This window comes from Phragmitibacter flavus (assembly GCF_005780165.1).
GTDB lineage: Bacteria > Verrucomicrobiota > Verrucomicrobiia > Verrucomicrobiales > Verrucomicrobiaceae > Phragmitibacter > Phragmitibacter flavus.
Map to the genome: position 1 here is coordinate 88,591 of NZ_VAUV01000008.1, position 15,806 is coordinate 104,396.

The window sequence follows — 15,806 nt, forward strand, 5'->3', positions numbered from 1 at the left end:
CCCATCGAACCAACGAACCAACGACGTTTCGTCGGTCTTGCCTGCCTACCCACCATTCGCCCTTCATGAGCCCACCCAAGCCCCACATCACCGTCGTCGGCTCCCTCAACATCGACTGGATCGCCCGCGTCCCCAAGCTCCCCAAACCCGGTCAAACCATTGCCTCGACCAGCCTCATCCAACGTTTCGGTGGCAAGGGTGCCAACCAAGCCATCGCCGCCTCCCGCCAAGGTGCGCAGATCTCCATGATCGGCTGCATCGGTGACGACCCCTCCGGAATCGCCTACCTCAACCATCTCGGAAATCATCACATCCACCACGAGGCCATCCTCACCCTCTCCAAAAAGTTCACCGGCAGCGCGATGATCGCTGTCGACGACTCCGCCGAAAACCAAATCATCGTTAACGCCGGAGCCAACGCCCATCTCAAACCCCAGCACCTCCGCCAGCATGAAACCCTCATCGCCCAATCCCGCGCCCTTCTTCTGCAATGGGAAGTCCCTCAACCCGCCATCGTTGAATCCCTGCGCCTCGCCGAAAAACATCGTGTGCCCGTCATCATGAACCCTTCACCCTGGCATGATCAATTCCCCTGGGGCAAACACCCCATCCACACCCTCGTCGTCAACCAGCACGAAGCCGCCGCCCTGTTCGGTCCCAAAACCCTCAAACAAATCTCCTCTCTCCAAAAAGCCCTCGCCACCCATCGCATCAACCGCCTCATCATCACACGAGGAGCCAACTCAACTCTCGGCATCACCCCCGAAGCCCACATCGAAATGCCCGCATTCCCGGTTGACCCCCTCGACACCGTGGGCGCAGGCGACACTTTCGCCGGCACCTACGCCACCTGTTTCGCCCAAAGACTCGACTTCCCCATCTGCCTTCAACACGCCAACACCGCCGCTGCCCTCGCCACCTTGAAACCCGGTGCCCAGGAAGCCATCCCCACCCACGCACAAGTCACCAAGGCACTGAGTCAGCGAAAGTAGAAGGCTCGTCCCGAGCCTTTCATCCATCAAAAAGGGCCGGGGCGGCCCTTCTACTTTCAAACCTCCCACTTGCACACCGTCCCATCCCGCCTTGAAGTAGGCACTTACCCATGCTTCACTCCGCCGCCCACTCCATCCTCCTCCGCGCCTGGCGCGCCGGAGTGCTCGTGGCCATTGCGTGGCTCATCCACCAACAACACGACTGGCTCAGCGCCCAGCGCGATGCCACCCTCACCCCGGACCGCATCCGCGACTTCTTCCCTGAAGCCGATTCCCTCGGCCCGCGCGACCCCCAGTCCGGCATCCAAAAAGTCCTCAACACCTACGGCGACACCCTCGGCCTCGTCACCCAAACCTCGCCCGTCTCCGACAACATCATCGGTTACTCCGGTCCCACCAACTCCCTGATCGCTCTTGATCCCCAGGCCCGCGTCATCGGCATCCGCATCCTCCACAGCGACGACACCAGCGACCATCTCGCCACCGTCCTCAAAAATCGCCCCTTCTTCAACACCTTTAAAAACCTCAAACTCGGCGACCTCCAACCCCCCGAAAAAATCGACCTCGTCAGCGGCGCCACCCTCACCAGCGACGCCATCGCCCAAGGCATCCTCAAACGCCTCGGCGGCAACGCCCCCTCCCTGCGCTTCCCCGAACCCCTCACCCTCGCCGAGATCCAAAAACTCAAACCCGACGCCGCCCAACTCCAACCCCTCGAAAAACATCCCGACATCTTCCAAGTCCTCGACGCCCAACAAAACATCCTCGCCCAAGTCACCCGCACCGCCCCTCAAAGCGATGCCATCGTCGGTTACAAAGGCCCCAGCGACACCCTCATTGTCCTCGATCCCACCGGCACCAAAATCGAAAGCTTCCACCTGCGCAAAAGTTTCGATAACGCCGAATACGTGGCCTATGCCACCGGCGACAAATTCTTCGCCAAGACCTTCACCGGCATGACCCTCGACCAGCTTGCCACTCTCGACTTCAACGCCGCTGGCATCGCCGGAGCCACCGGAGCCACCCAAACCAGCTGGGCCATGTCCGAAGGGATGAAACGCCGCGCCGCCGCCCTCATCGAGCCCCCTCCAAGCGCTTCCCTCCAAATCCAACTCCCCACCCTTAAACCCGCCGACTACGGCCTCCTCGCCGTCATCGCTTTTTCCGTGTTGATGACCTTCACCTCCCTGCGCGGCAAACGCTGGGCCCGAGCGCTGCATCAAATCGCCCTCATTGGTTACGCTGGCCTCTACTCCGGTGCCATGATCTCCCAAGGTCTTCTCACCGGCTGGTCGCGACACGGTGTCCCTTGGCAATCCGCCCCCGTCCTGCTCCTCCTCACCGCCCTTGCTCTTGCCCTTCCCCTGTTTACCCGACGCCAATTCTATTGCCATCACTACTGCCCCCATGGAGCCCTCCAGCAATGGCTCTCAAAACGCCTCAAAAACAAAAACCATCTCCGCATCCCCGCCCCGCTCAACCGGCTGCTCGAAACCATCCCCCTGCTGCTGCTCACTTTCATCCTGGTGATCGTCATGCTCGGCCTCAACATTGACATCAACAAACTCGAAGCCTTCGACGCCTGGCTCGTCACCGTCGCCGGTTGGGGCATCCTCCTCACCGCCATTGCCGGACTGATCTTCTCCCTTTTCACCCCCATGGCTTATTGCCGCTACGGCTGCCCCACCGGAGCCCTGTTAAAATTCGTCCGCTACGCCGGAGCCAGCGATCACTTCGGCAAAAAAGATGCCGTCGCCCTCGCCCTCCTGCTCCTCGCCGCCCTCCTCCACTGGCAACTCGCATGGACCTAACTAATCAACGTGACACAGGCTTTCAGCCTGTGGGTGAGACAGGCATTCTGCCTGTCATCCCGAACGTCTCCACGCCCCCAACCCGTTCCATCACAGGCTACAAGCCCGCGTCACTTCTCCTACTCCTACTCACCCTCGTCCTCACCACCTGCCAGCCAGCCACCCAGCTCCACACCCTCGGCGGCCCAACCATGGGCACCACCTGGACCCTCAAAATTTTCACCGACCACCCCGCCAACGTTCAGGACCTCATCCAATCTCGCCTCGACGAACTCGAATCCATCTTCAGCACCTGGCGCACCGATTCCGCCATCACCAACTTCAACCAATCTCCCAGCACCGACTGGATCCCCGTCCCTCAGGAACTCGCCGACCTCGCCCAGCAATCCCAGCACTTCTCCCAAATCACTGACGGCGCCTACGACATCACCATTCCCCCCCTTCTGACTCTGTGGGGATTCGGACCTGACAAAAAACCCCGCCAGATCCCCTCCGCAACCGACATCATCGCCGCCAAAGCCCACGTCGACTGGCAAAAACTCCACATCCAGACCACCCCACCCGCCCTGCGTAAATCCGATCCCGCCCTCCGCATCGACCTCTCCTCACTCGTTGAAGGTTACGCCCTCGACCACCTAGCCACCCGGCTCCAACAAACCGGCCATCAACATTTTCTCCTCGAAATCGGCGGCGAAATCATCGCCTCGGGTCTCAGTGCCAAAAACACCCCTTGGACCGTCGGCATCCAAACCCCCGGCCCCGACCGCACCGCCATCGCCAGCACCACCCCCCTTCAGAACGAAGCCATCGCCACCGCCGGCGTCTACCAGCAATACTGGGAACAAAACGGCCAGCGCCACTCTCACCTCATCAACGCCCGCACCGGTCGCCCCATCACCCACCCGCTCAGCTCCGTCACCGTCAAAGCCAAATCCGCCCTGCAAGCCGATGCCTGGGCCACCATCCTGCTCATCCTCGGCCCACAAAAAGGCCCCGCGTTGGCCAGCAAACACTCCATTTCTGCGCTTTTCCTTGAACAAACCATCCCCCCATCCCCACAATTTCTTGATTCACAACCATCATTGAAGCAATAATCTTAATATTCAACCCACGCAAAACACGTTCCACACGCCATAATTCAGTCTCAAATTTGATAAACCGACCATAAAAGCCATTTTAATCGGATTAAAACCCGATTAAAACTTGCTCTTTGGGGCCAGCGCGATTAAAACCGGATTGTAATTCGGTTTTTATCCCGCCTTAATCCATGGCCCGCCCCAAAAACAGTGTCGAAACCGAGAGCATGACGATTGCGTTCACGCCTCAGTTGAAGCATTACCTTGAGGTGCTCGCCATGGAGGGTTTCTACGGTGGCGGCACCCCGCAAGACGTGGTGCGTTACCTGGTCAACAACGCCGTTCAGCAGCTCGTGAAGGACAAGCTCCTTCAGCCCGTGCAATGGCGCTCCCTAGGAGAAGGCAAGGTGGAAATCGTCGATTCGTCCCCTCAACCCGACACCGCTGAGTAACGTCATGACCACGACCACCGTCTCCACCACCACTTTCAACATCGCCGACATCTCCCCCTGGCCCCCTACCCTCAACTTCACCCCTGAAGTCGAATCGGGAGTCTCCGCCGCTGCCGCCCTCGCCTTCGGCCCCAATTGGGACACCCCCATGAACGAGCTCACCTCCGAGCAGATCATGCAGGACATGCTGCGCCTCAGCCCCGACATCGCCGAGGACATGTTCGCGATTGCCTTCGGCCTTCCCGTTTAGCCAAAGTAGAAGGCTCGTCCCGAGCCTTGCTGTGCATTTAACCCAAGGCTCGGGCCGAGCTTTCGACTTTCTGGCGTAAAAAGCCACCCGGACGACCCAACCCGCCGCTCCAACTCGTAGCTAAACAGAACCCGCTGGCCACGTTCTGTCTTCATGCGTCTCCTCGCCATCCTCGCCCTCCTTTCGTTCGCCCCAGTCCAAGCGACCGAAAGAGACGCGCATGCCGACCTCGACACCGCCCCCCATCTTTATTGGGAAACTCACCCTAAAGACCGCTTCACCCAGCTCGCCGACGCCATCGAAGCCGGTCGTATCTCTCTAACGCCTGGAGACGAACTTTCCGTCCTTCATCAACTTCTCGACGAGCTCGACATCCCCGTCTCCTCTCAGCTTCTCGTCTTCTCCGCCACCAGCCTGCAAAGCGGCCTCATCAATGCCAACCGCCCCCGCGCCATCTACTTCAACGACGACACCTCCGTCGGTTACGTTCCCGGTGGCCGATTCGAAATCCTCTCCATCGACCCGGCCCTCGGCGCCATCTTCTACATCTTCGACATCCCCCGTGACGGCCGCCTGCCCGTCATCGATCGCTCCACCCGCTGCATGAACTGCCACTCCGGCGAACGCCAGAACTTCGTCCCCAGCCACGCCGTCGAATCCGCCATTCCCAGCATCACTGGCGGCACCCTCGAAGCCTTCCGGCGCAACCAATTTGGCCATGGCATCCCCTTTGAGGAACGTTTCGGAGGCTGGCACATCACCGGCGAAGGCTCCATCAAAAAACACCACGGCAACCTCGTCGGCAAACTGTCCCCGAAAGGCCTGCAAACCCAATATTTCCGACCCGGAGAGCACTTCAACTGGAGCAACTATCCCGTGCAGACCAGCGACATGCTCGCCCACCTCCTTCACGAGCACCAGGCCGGCTTCATCAACCTCGTCATCGAAGGCACCTATCGCGCCCGCCACGCCCAACACCTGAGCAACGGCCAGCTAACCCAGGAACAACAATCCCTCCTCGATCAACACGCTCAAAAAATCGTCCGCTACATCCTCTTCGCCGACGAAGTCCCCCTGCCCCCCGGCGGCATCGCCGGCGATCCGGCCTACAAAACCGCCTTCCAAAAATTCAACCGTCACGCCCTCCCCAACCACCACAATGCCTCCCTACGCGACCTCGACCTCCGCACCCGACTCCTGCGCTTCCGTTGCAGCTACATGATCCACACTGAACTCTGGGACCAAATGCCCGCCCCTCTCAAAGACCGCGTCCACCATCACCTCGCCTCCGCCCTCAATCTCACCAACCCCCACCCCGCCTACGCCTACCTACCTCCCACCGAAAAACAAGCCATCCGTATCATCCTCACCCAGACCAAACACCTGACATTTCCCTAGTTCAAATCCCACACGGGAGAAGTAGTCTCGAAACGCCGTTATTGTTTACATCAATAGAAACCCGGTGGTGAGGAGAACAGTCCCGATCCCCAGAATTACCACCAGTGGAAATTCACGACTGGAACGATTCTTCATCCCATCCGAAACCGATGTAAAAAAATTTCGGATCCCGGAAACCAGCCCCCCGAGGATGAAGATGTCAAACATTTCAGCTGCTGACGAGGCTTTGTCCGTTGCTCGACAAGACATTGCCAACGTGCTGATGCCAACGAGCAGTCCACCCAGGACAGCCAATACAATTCCAGTCGTCTGCATACAATTTTCCCTGGGGATTTACCTCTTCTCCTCAGAAGCCCCCGAAGCACTCCCAGGCAATTTGCCTTTCAACTCCTCCAAAAACGTCTCCGAATACCCGCCCCAGCGGTTCACGATCTTCCCTTCTGAATCCAACAAAATCACCGTCGGATACCCCGTCACTTCATACTTCTTCTTCAGCTCCGCATTCTGATCCGCCGTCCGCCGCACCAGCCGTCTCCCCTGCGGATAATCCAGTTCCACCAGCACCAGGTGCTCCCGCGCCATCTTCTTAAACTCCTGCTTCCCAAAAACTTCCTTGTCCAGCTTGATGCACCACCCACACCAGTCCGACCCCGTAAAATCCAGCAACACCATCTTCTTTTCCTCCTTCGCCTTTGCGAGGCTCTTCTCATAATCATCGTCCCATCCCGGTTTCGTGGCGAAAACCGAACTCAATGACAGCAGCAAAATGCCCGCGGAGTAAAGCAGCGTTCTCATAAGTTCCACCAGCCTATCAAGCCACCGAGACGCCGACAACACCAAATCTCCGTCGATCCCGCCCCCAATTCAGCGTGACCCAAGCACCCGCCCCATGCTAGAATTTCCTCGCTTCGAACGTTTTACTTACTCATTCCGCCTCTCTCCGCTCAAACCAGTCAGTCCCGCCGCGTCATGGATCTCACCATTCTCACCCACCCGCGCCTTGCGCTCCTCGGCTTCACCACGCTGATCGCCGCTGCAACGACGACATCGATCCTCGCCGCCAGCACTGCCCCCAACGCCGACAGCGTCCAGTTCAACCGCGACATCCGCCCCATCCTCGCCGAGGCCTGCTTTCACTGCCACGGACCCGATTCCGGCACCCGCAAAGCCGACCTCCGGCTCGACAAGGAAGATGGTTTCTTCTCCGATTCTTCCGACAGCGGCCCCACCATCCTCAAAGGCAAACCGCAGGATAGTCCCCTCTACCAACGCATCGTCTCCACCGATCCCGATGAGTTGATGCCTCCCGAATCTTCCCACAAAACCCTCACCGCCGAGCAAAAAGACCTCATCAAACGCTGGATCGAACAGGGGGCCAACTGGCAGCCGCACTGGAGCCTCATCAACCCCACGCGTCCCGAATCTCCGAAAACTCAAACCCCGGAATGGGCGCGCAACGGCATCGACCACTTCGTCCTCGCCAAACTCGAAGACGCCAAGCTCACCCCCAATCCCGAGGCCGACAAACGCACCCTCGCCCGCCGTGTTTCCCTCGACCTCACCGGCCTGCCGCCGTCTCCAGACCTCGTCGAAACCTTCGTCAACAACCCAAACCCCAACGCCTACGACCAGCTCGTCGACCAGCTCCTCCAATCGAAATCCTACGGCGAACACCGCGCCCGCTACTGGCTCGACGCCGCCCGCTATGGCGATACTCACGGCCTCCACTTCGACAACTACCGCGAAATGTGGCCCTACCGCGACTGGGTGGTCCGCGCCTTCAACAACAACCAGCCCTTCAACCAGTTCACCCTCGAACAACTGGCCGGCGACCTGCTCCCCAATCCAACCACCGAGCAACTCATTGCCACCGGCTTCCAACGTTGCAACATCACCACCAACGAAGGCGGCACGATCGACGAAGAAACTTTGGCCAACTACGCCGCCGATCGCGTGCAAACCCTCGGCTGGGTCTACATGGGCCTCACCGTCAACTGCGCCCAGTGCCACGACCACAAGTTCGACCCCATCTCCATTCACGACTACTACGCCCTCACTGCCTTCTTCCGCAACACGACCCAGCCCGCCAAAGACGGCAACAAAAAGGACCCCGGTCCCATTCTCGTCCTTCCCTCCGCCGAAGATCAAACCCGCTGGACCGCCCTCCCCGCCGAACTCGCCGCCGCCGACACCCAAATCAAACAACGTCGCGCCGACGCCAAACCCCAGTTCGAACAATGGCTTGCCGCCACCACGCCTGATGCTTTCGACAAATCGCTCAGCGACGAAGGCCTCATCGCCCACATCCCCCTCAACGAAGGCGCTGGCAATGAAGTCACCGCGATCTGCGGTCCGCCCGCCAAAATCAAAACCACCGGTCAGGTTTCCTGGAGCCCCAACGGCAAACTCGGACCCGCCCCCGTCATCAAGCCCGACTCCACCTTTGACATCGGCAACTCCGGCGACTTCGAAGGCACCGACAAATTCAGCTACGGGGCCTGGGTGAAAGCCGGACGCGACGGCCTCACCGCCGCCATCCTTGCCCGCATGGACGAAAAAGACGCCTATCGCGGGTGGGACCTCTGGCAGCAGGATCGCAAAATCGGCGTCCATCTCATCCACAAATTCCCAGACAACGCCCTCAAGGTCACCACCAAAAAGGCCGTTCTCAAACCCGGCACCTGGCAGCATGTTTTTGTCACCTACGACGGCACCGGAAAACCCGCTGGCGTCAAAATCTACCTCGACGGTGTTGAGCAAGATCTCAACGCCGACAACGCCAGCTACAAACCTGGCAGCACCCTGCGCACCACCACCCCCACCCGGATCGGCCAGCGCAGCCATGTCTCCGTTTTCGACAGCGGATCCATCCAGGACGTTCGCATCTACAGCCGCTCCCTCAAACCTGCCGAGGTCAAACAACTCGCCAGCCACAGCTCCCTGCGAAACGCCCTCGCCGCCGCCAGCGAAAAACGCACTCCCGAACAGCAGAACGCCCTCTACGATCACTACCTCCACACTCAAGATACCGAATTCCCTGCGCTCCTTCAGGCCTCCGCCAAATTGACCAGCGAACAAACCGCCATCCGCCAGCGCAGCCCCCTGACTCACATCCAGGAAGAGGTGCCCAATGTGGAACCCATGGCCAAGATCCTCTTGCGTGGTCAATACGACAACCACGGCGAAGATGTCACCGCCGCGACACCCGCCGCGCTCCCGCCTCTTCCCGAGGGTGCCCCAAAAAACCGGCTCGGACTCGCCCAATGGCTCATCGCCGACAACAACCCTCTCACCGCCCGCGTGGTCGTCAACCGCTTCTGGCAGGAACTGTTCGGCAAAGGCCTCGTCTACACCTCTGAAGATTTCGGCATCATGGGCAGCGAACCCTCCCATCCCGAACTGCTCGACTGGCTCGCCGTCGAATTCCGCGACAGCGGCTGGGACGTCAAACACCTGTATAAATTGATGGTCACCAGCGCCACCTACCGGCAGTCGCCCACCATCACCCCGGACAAACTCGCCACGGACCGCGACAACTCCCTCTTCAGCCGCGGCCCCCGCTTCCGCATGGACGCCGAAATGGTGCGCGACTACGCTCTCGCCGCCAGCGGTCTTCTATCCCCCAAAATGGGCGGACCCGGCACCAAACCTTATCAACCCGAAGGCGTTTGGGATGTCGTCGGACTCCCCGGCGGCGACACCCGCAATTACGTCCAGGACAATGGCGAAAACCTTTACCGCCGCACGATCTACAACTTCTGGAAACGCATGGCCCCACCGCCAAGCCTCGACACTTTCAACGCTCCCAGCCGCGAAGTCAGTTGTGTCCGTCGCGAACGCACCAACACGCCTCTTCAAGCCCTCGTCACCCTCAACGACCCGCAGTTCATCGAAGCCGCCCGCCATCTCGCGGTGCAGACGCTTTGGGAAACTCGTGGTGACGAATACGCCGCCCTCAACACCATCGCGTCCAGGATCCTTTGCCGACCCCTCACCGCCCAGGAAACCAGCATCCTGCAAGCCAGCCACGCCGACCTGCTGAAACACTATCAAGCCAACCCTGCCGATGCCGAAGCTCTCGTTAAAATCGGTGAATCCCCGCCCGACAAGACCCTCAGCCCTGCCTCCATCGCCGCCTGGACCATGGTCTGCAACCAGCTCATGAACCTCGACGAGGTCTTGAACAAATAAGGTCCTTACAAATCCGCCGACGCCTCGTCTGCTTTATTCATGTGGTTCAAGCGCCAATCGAAACCGATCCAAAACGCCCTGACCGGAGCGCCTTATTTTTTGCAGTCTCTGGATTCGGTCGATGCAACGGACGACCAACTAGAAAGGATCACTTCGATCTGCAACGAGCCTGCGGTCTACCGTTGGCTCTTTGAAAGTCGGTATTCCGGCCAGCCCTACCCCGGGTCCTCAGCAGCCGAATGGCTTTCCTGGGGAGCGGATGGATGGATCAACCAAACGCATTTTGCCTTTGCCGTGTTGAATGCTGAAGGCAGAGTCGCCGCTGCCTGTGACATCAAAGATACCAACCGTGATTCCGCCGAGATCGGATACTGGTCGGGTGCCGCGCACCGGGGCATCATGACCAACGCCGTTCAGGCCATGCTCGAACTAGGGCTAGAAGCCGGATTCCGAGGTTTCTTCGCAGAGGTGCATCAAGAGAATTTGCAGTCGCGCGGCGTCCTCACACGTGCCGGACTACAACTCACCGAACGAAGCCCCCGCAGACCGTTTTACCTCATTTACGAATGTGTGATGAGAATGCGTGAACATCCAGGGAGTTGTTGAGGGAATGTTGCAAACATGATCGATGATCTTCATCAAATGCCACTTCACCGAACCCGGAAAGTCCAGCTTCCATATCAGGTCGCATCACTCGGAGCCCCAAAAACCCGCGTCCTGAAAAGGACGACTCATAATAGCCCGGCACACAGTGCCGGGTGGACGATACCGAAACAAATTCGTCCTGTAGGGACGATTCATGGGCGATGAGCGTCCCACGATGCGATGGAGAATCCTTGTCCATGAGGCGTCCCAACAGGACGCATGCCCTTCAATCTCGGATCCCGGCACCTTGTGCCGGGCTATTATGAGTCGTCCCGATAGGACGAATTCATTCTCATTGAATCTGGTCTCTGCGCTTACCTGCCCATTTTGACTAACGCCTGAAGGCTGCATCCCCTGAAAAGGAGCGCGGACACTCTTTTCCGGTTCAATCAAGCTGCGGCGACAAAGTCGCCCCAAACCCCACTTAAATCGAGGTCCGACGACGCTTGATATGCAACTGCGCCATCGATTTCTGAATCATCGCCTGCACCATCGCCAGCTCTTCGCTGCCAGTGTCGTGTTTGAGATTTTCCAAACGCTCCTGCGCACGGGCAAGGGCTTCTTCCACGGCTTTCTCGTCAATGTCACCTTCACCCATGGCCATGTCGGTCAGCACGGAAACTTTGTCTCCAGACACTTCCACAAATCCGGTGCCAACGGCGAGCGATTCGGTCTTGCCGGCTTTCGTGTAGGACAGCTCACCAGGCTTGAGCGCGGTGACCAAGGGCACGTGACTGGTCAAAATGCCCAGTTCCCCTTCACTACCGGGAAGCACCACGATATCCACGGTCTCAGAGAGCACGCGTTTTTCTGGAGTGACGATTTCAAGTTGAAGGGACATGGAATAAAAGTGTTCAGGTTTCAGTGTTCAGGTTTCGGGTAGTTTCCGCAGCCAGGGCATTCCCTGAACACTGAAAACTGAACCCTGAAACCTTTGCTACTTTAGGCCTTCTTGACGGAGTCGATGCCACCCTTCATGTAGAAGTTGGACTCAGGCACATCGTCGTGTTTGCCATCAAGGATTTCTGCGAAACCGCGAACGGTGTCTTTAACGGGAACGTATTCGCCTTTGGTGCCGGTGAAGATCTCCGCAACGGTGAACGGCTGGCTCAAGAAACGCTGAAGTTTACGAGCGCGGAACACGATCAGTTTGTCGTCGTCGCTCAATTCATCCATCCCGAGAATCGCGATGATGTCTTGAAGATCTTTGTAACGCTGAAGCACACGCTGCACGCCACGGGCGACGCGGTAATGTTCTTCACCAACGATCTCAGGAGCAAGCGCCTTCGACACGGAGGAAAGAGGATCAACCGCAGGGTAAATGCCCAACTCAGCAAGTGAACGCTCAAGCACCACGGTGGAGTCAAGGTGGGCGAAAGTGTTGGCAGGAGCAGGGTCAGTCAAGTCATCCGCAGGAACGTAAACGGCCTGGAAGGAAGTGATGGAACCGGACTTGGTGGAAGTAATACGTTCCTGCATCGCGCCCATTTCAGCCGCCAGCGTTGGCTGGTAACCCACGGCGGAAGGCGTGCGGCCAAGCAGTGCGGACACTTCGGAACCGGCCTGGGAGAAACGGAACACGTTATCCACGAAGAACAACACGTCTTGATTCTTCTCATCACGGAAGTATTCGGCCATCGAAAGGGCGGAAAGAGCGACACGAAGACGGGCACCTGGAGGCTCGTTCATCTGTCCATAAACCAACGCCACTTTGGAACCTTCTTTGAGCACCGGGCGGCCCTTGTCGTCTTTAAGAACGTCATGGGTTTCTTTGCCTTCTGCGTCTTTGACTTTCTCGGTCGCGATAACGCCAGACTCAATCATTTCCCAGTAAAGGTCGTTCCCTTCACGAGTCCTTTCACCCACACCGGCAAACACGGAGAAACCACCGTGGCCTTTGGCGATGTTGTTGATGAGTTCCATGATGACGACGGTCTTGCCGACGCCCGCACCACCGAACGCACCGACTTTACCACCCTTGGTGAAAGGGCAGATGAGGTCGATCACCTTGATGCCGGTCTCAAGAATCTGCGCAGAAGGATCCTGATCGGTAAGCGAAGGAGCTTTGCGGTGGATCGGATAACGTTTTTTGACCACGGGAGCCGCCTGGTCATCCACGGGATCGCCAGTGACGTTGAAAATACGACCAAGAACTTCTTCACCCACAGGAACGGTGATCGCTTCGCCGGTGTCAGCAACGCTCATGCCGCGACGAAGGCCGTCGGTGGAGGTCATCGCGATGCTGCGAACCCAGCCGTCGCCAAGGTGTTGTTGAACTTCACAAATCACTCGGACGGATTTGCCGCCCATGTCATTGATGATCTCCAGCGCGTTGTAGATTTCTGGAAGTTTGCCGGTCGCGGAGAAATCCACGTCCACCACTGGACCGATGACTTGGACGATTTTGCCGATGTTGCTCATACTGGGTTGATTGATATTGGTTGAAGGTTGATGGCCGAAACTTAGTTATTCGAGTGCCATCTTGGCGGTGGTGATTTCGAGGAGTTCGTTGGTGATGGCGGCTTGACGCAGCTTGTTGTATTCCAGGGTAAGATCCTTGAGAATCTGCTTGGCATTGTCGGTGGCGTTTTTCATCGCCACCATCCGGCTGGAATGTTCGGAAGCGCGGGCTTCAAGCAACATCTGCCAGATGGTGTTGTTCACGTATTGTGGCAGAATGACGGCAAAGACTTCCTTCGCGCTGGGTTCAAAAAGGTATTCGGTGACTTCAGTCGAGGTTTCCTCAACGGTGAGCGCGCTGCCCATGCCTTCGAAATCGCGTTTGCCACCAAGAGTCACTGGATTCACCGGAAGCACCTGCTCAACGGTTGGAACGATGGTAACGGTATTGACGAAGTTGTTGAAGGCCACCAGCACGCGTTTGTATTCGCCAGCGAGGAACTTTTCCTGCACGTAGTTGCCGACCGGACGAAGTTCCGCAAACTTGGCGGGATCTTTGACGGTGAAATCTGCCACCAGTTTCTTGCGCAAACGGCTTAGCGACTGGGCGGCCTTGCGACCAATGGTCACATAATCGACTTCTTCGCCGAGATTTTCAGCGATCAGCTTCTTGATAAGGTTGGTGTTAAACGCACCGCAAAGACCCTTGTCACTGGCGATCACCAGAACGAGCGTTTTTTTGGACTCGTTCTCTCCGAAGAAAGGATGGGTGCCTTCTTCAACACCGTCCTTAAGGCTGACCAGCACCTTGTTGAGAAGCTCGGCATAAGGACGACCAAAGGTGGCCTGATCCTGAGCCTTCTTCATCTTCGCAGCCGCAACCATCTGCATGGCCTTGGTGATCTGGGCCGTGTTTTTGATCGATTTGATTCGACGTCTGATGTCGCGGGTGGAAGGCATCGCTTAGGATTTGAAATTAGAAACTTTAAAGCTGAGATTCAAAACTCAGTTACTTACTTCCAGGAACCTTTGAAATCGGCGAGGGCTGACTTGAGATCGTCGGTGACGTTATCAAGGGACTTCTCGTTGGCGATCTTGGCAAGGAGCGGCTCTTTGCGGGTATTCAAATAGTCTTCAAGAGCGGCTTGCGCTTCTTTGATGCGGTCGACAGCGACGTCATCGAAGTAACCGTTCTGCATCGCGAACAAGGAAGCAACCATGATCGGAAGGCTCTTCGGCTGATACTGCTGCTGTTTGAAGAGTTCCACAATGCGGGCGCCACGATCAAGCTTGGCTTTGGTGGCGGCGTCGAGGTCGGAACCGAACTGGGCGAAAGCAGCAAGTTCGCGGAACTGGGCCAAATCGAGTTTGGTCGTGCCGGACACTTTTTTGATCGCCTTGGTCTGTGCAGCGGAACCCACACGGGACACCGAAAGACCGACGGAAATCGCAGGGCGGATGCCTTGATAGAAAAGGTCGGTTTCAAGGAAGATCTGACCATCGGTGATCGAAATCACGTTGGTAGGAATGTAGGCCGAAACGTCACCCGCCTGGGTTTCGATGATCGGCAGAGCGGTCAAAGAACCACCACCGTAGTTCTCGTTCACACGAGCGGAACGCTCCAGCAAGCGGGAGTGGAGATAGAACACGTCACCAGGATAAGCTTCACGACCGGATGGGCGTTTCAACACGAGGGAAACCTGACGATAAGCAACGGCTTGTTTGGAAAGGTCATCAAACACGATCAGGGCGTCCTGACCTTGATCCATGAACCATTCGCCGATGGCGCAACCGGTGTAGGGGGAAAGGTATTGGTTCACCGCGGAGTCAGAAGCCGAGGCGCTGACGATGACGGTGTATTCCATGGCGCCAGCGTCTTCGAGGGTCTTGACGACACGGGCGACGTTGGATTGTTTCTGGCCGATGGCGACGTAGATGCAATAGAGAGGCTTATGGCCTTCGAGTTTGCCCTGCTCAGCCGCTTTGTTCTGCTGGGCCTGAGAAATGATGGTGTCGACCGCGATGGTGGTTTTGCCGGTGGAACGGTCACCAATGATCAACTCACGTTGACCACGACCAATCGGAATCATCGCATCAATGGCCATGATGCCGGTCTGCACCGGAACAGAAACCGACTTACGGGTAATGATCCCAGGAGCGAGTTTCTCAACGGGGTATTCGGCTTCACCTTTGATTGGGCCTTTGCCATCAATAGGCTGACCAAGTGCGTTGACCACGCGGCCAAGCAGCGATTTACCAACGGGAACGGAAAGAAGACGACCGGTGGTTTTGACTTCGTCACCTGCCTTGATGGTTTCGCCGGAGCCAAGAAGCACGCAACCGACTTCGGTTTCTTCAAGGTTGAGTGCCAGACCGTAGAGACCGCCGGGGAACTCGATCATTTCGTTGAGCATGACATCGCTCAAGCCTTCCACTTTGGCGACGCCATCACCAATTTCGCGGACGACGCCGACGTTGGACTTGGTGACGGAGGTGCGCAGGCCTGCGATCTCGGTTTCGATCTCCTGGAGGATGCTGCTCATGATGGTGTGCTAATAAGGTGTGGGATGTTGATGATTGTTTAAATGGGG

At 57.8% G+C, this 15,806-nt stretch carries 14 protein-coding genes; 8 read left to right on the forward strand and 6 right to left on the reverse strand.

What is annotated here, in order from left to right:
- Nucleotides 1-65: 65 nt before the first annotated feature.
- The 6 genes from FEM03_RS11800 (at nucleotide 66) to FEM03_RS11825 (ending at nucleotide 5,979) form a co-directional block, all read left to right on the forward strand.
- Complete coding sequence (locus FEM03_RS11800) at nucleotides 66-992, forward strand: ribokinase (protein WP_138086471.1); 927 nt, start codon at nucleotides 66-68, stop codon at nucleotides 990-992.
- A 110-nt stretch (nucleotides 993-1,102) separates the two neighbouring features.
- Entirely contained in the window at nucleotides 1,103-2,803 is a 1,701-nt protein-coding gene (locus FEM03_RS11805) for an FMN-binding protein (RefSeq protein WP_138086472.1), read from the forward strand.
- A complete protein-coding gene (locus FEM03_RS11810; protein ID WP_138086473.1) occupies nucleotides 2,794-3,897 on the forward strand; it encodes an FAD:protein FMN transferase in 1,104 nt (367 codons plus the stop codon). The genes FEM03_RS11805 and FEM03_RS11810 overlap by 10 nt, the downstream gene beginning before the upstream one ends.
- Nucleotides 3,898-4,070: 173 nt before the next feature.
- Nucleotides 4,071-4,331, forward strand: a complete 261-nt coding sequence (locus tag FEM03_RS11815; RefSeq protein WP_138086474.1) for a hypothetical protein — start codon at nucleotides 4,071-4,073, stop codon at nucleotides 4,329-4,331.
- 4 nt (nucleotides 4,332-4,335) lie between these two features.
- A complete protein-coding gene (locus FEM03_RS11820; RefSeq protein ID WP_138086475.1) occupies nucleotides 4,336-4,581 on the forward strand; it encodes a hypothetical protein in 246 nt (81 codons plus the stop codon).
- A gap of 153 nt (nucleotides 4,582-4,734) precedes the next feature.
- Nucleotides 4,735-5,979 carry a hypothetical protein gene (locus FEM03_RS11825; RefSeq protein ID WP_138086476.1) on the forward strand — a complete coding sequence of 415 codons (1,245 nt, stop codon included), beginning with the start codon at nucleotides 4,735-4,737 and terminating at the stop codon, nucleotides 5,977-5,979.
- 45 nt (nucleotides 5,980-6,024) lie between these two features.
- On the opposite strand, the gene FEM03_RS11830 is transcribed toward FEM03_RS11825, so the two are convergent.
- Together FEM03_RS11830 and FEM03_RS11835 are read right to left on the reverse strand one after the other, a co-directional pair.
- Nucleotides 6,025-6,294 (reverse strand): hypothetical protein, encoded by a 270-nt coding sequence (locus FEM03_RS11830; protein ID WP_138086477.1) that lies wholly within the window; start codon nucleotides 6,292-6,294, stop codon nucleotides 6,025-6,027.
- A gap of 18 nt (nucleotides 6,295-6,312) precedes the next feature.
- On the reverse strand, nucleotides 6,313-6,774 hold the full coding sequence (locus FEM03_RS11835; RefSeq protein ID WP_138086478.1) for a thioredoxin family protein: 462 nt from the start codon (nucleotides 6,772-6,774) through the stop codon (nucleotides 6,313-6,315).
- 174 nt (nucleotides 6,775-6,948) lie between these two features.
- On the opposite strand from FEM03_RS11835, the gene FEM03_RS11840 reads away from it, so the two are divergent.
- Both FEM03_RS11840 and FEM03_RS11845 read left to right on the forward strand, forming a co-directional pair.
- Nucleotides 6,949-10,170, forward strand: coding sequence for a DUF1553 domain-containing protein (locus FEM03_RS11840; RefSeq protein WP_138086479.1), 3,222 nt, complete (start codon nucleotides 6,949-6,951; stop codon nucleotides 10,168-10,170).
- 39 nt (nucleotides 10,171-10,209) lie between these two features.
- On the forward strand, nucleotides 10,210-10,776 hold the full coding sequence (locus FEM03_RS11845) for a GNAT family N-acetyltransferase (protein WP_138086480.1): 567 nt from the start codon (nucleotides 10,210-10,212) through the stop codon (nucleotides 10,774-10,776).
- Between the two features lie 463 nt (nucleotides 10,777-11,239).
- Here FEM03_RS11845 and FEM03_RS11850 read toward each other — a convergent pair whose 3' ends face one another.
- The 4 genes from FEM03_RS11850 to atpA all read right to left on the reverse strand — a co-directional run bounded on the left by FEM03_RS11850 (nucleotide 11,240) and on the right by atpA (nucleotide 15,758).
- Nucleotides 11,240-11,656 (reverse strand): F0F1 ATP synthase subunit epsilon, encoded by a 417-nt coding sequence (locus tag FEM03_RS11850; RefSeq protein WP_138086481.1) that lies wholly within the window; start codon nucleotides 11,654-11,656, stop codon nucleotides 11,240-11,242.
- Nucleotides 11,657-11,757: 101 nt separating this feature from the next.
- Nucleotides 11,758-13,236, reverse strand: coding sequence for a F0F1 ATP synthase subunit beta (gene atpD / locus FEM03_RS11855; RefSeq protein ID WP_138086482.1), 1,479 nt, complete (start codon nucleotides 13,234-13,236; stop codon nucleotides 11,758-11,760).
- 45 nt (nucleotides 13,237-13,281) lie between these two features.
- Complete coding sequence (gene atpG, locus FEM03_RS11860; RefSeq protein ID WP_138086483.1) at nucleotides 13,282-14,175, reverse strand: ATP synthase F1 subunit gamma; 894 nt, start codon at nucleotides 14,173-14,175, stop codon at nucleotides 13,282-13,284.
- Between the two features lie 53 nt (nucleotides 14,176-14,228).
- Entirely contained in the window at nucleotides 14,229-15,758 is a 1,530-nt protein-coding gene (atpA, locus tag FEM03_RS11865; RefSeq protein ID WP_138086484.1) for a F0F1 ATP synthase subunit alpha, read from the reverse strand.
- Nucleotides 15,759-15,806 lie beyond the last annotated feature (48 nt).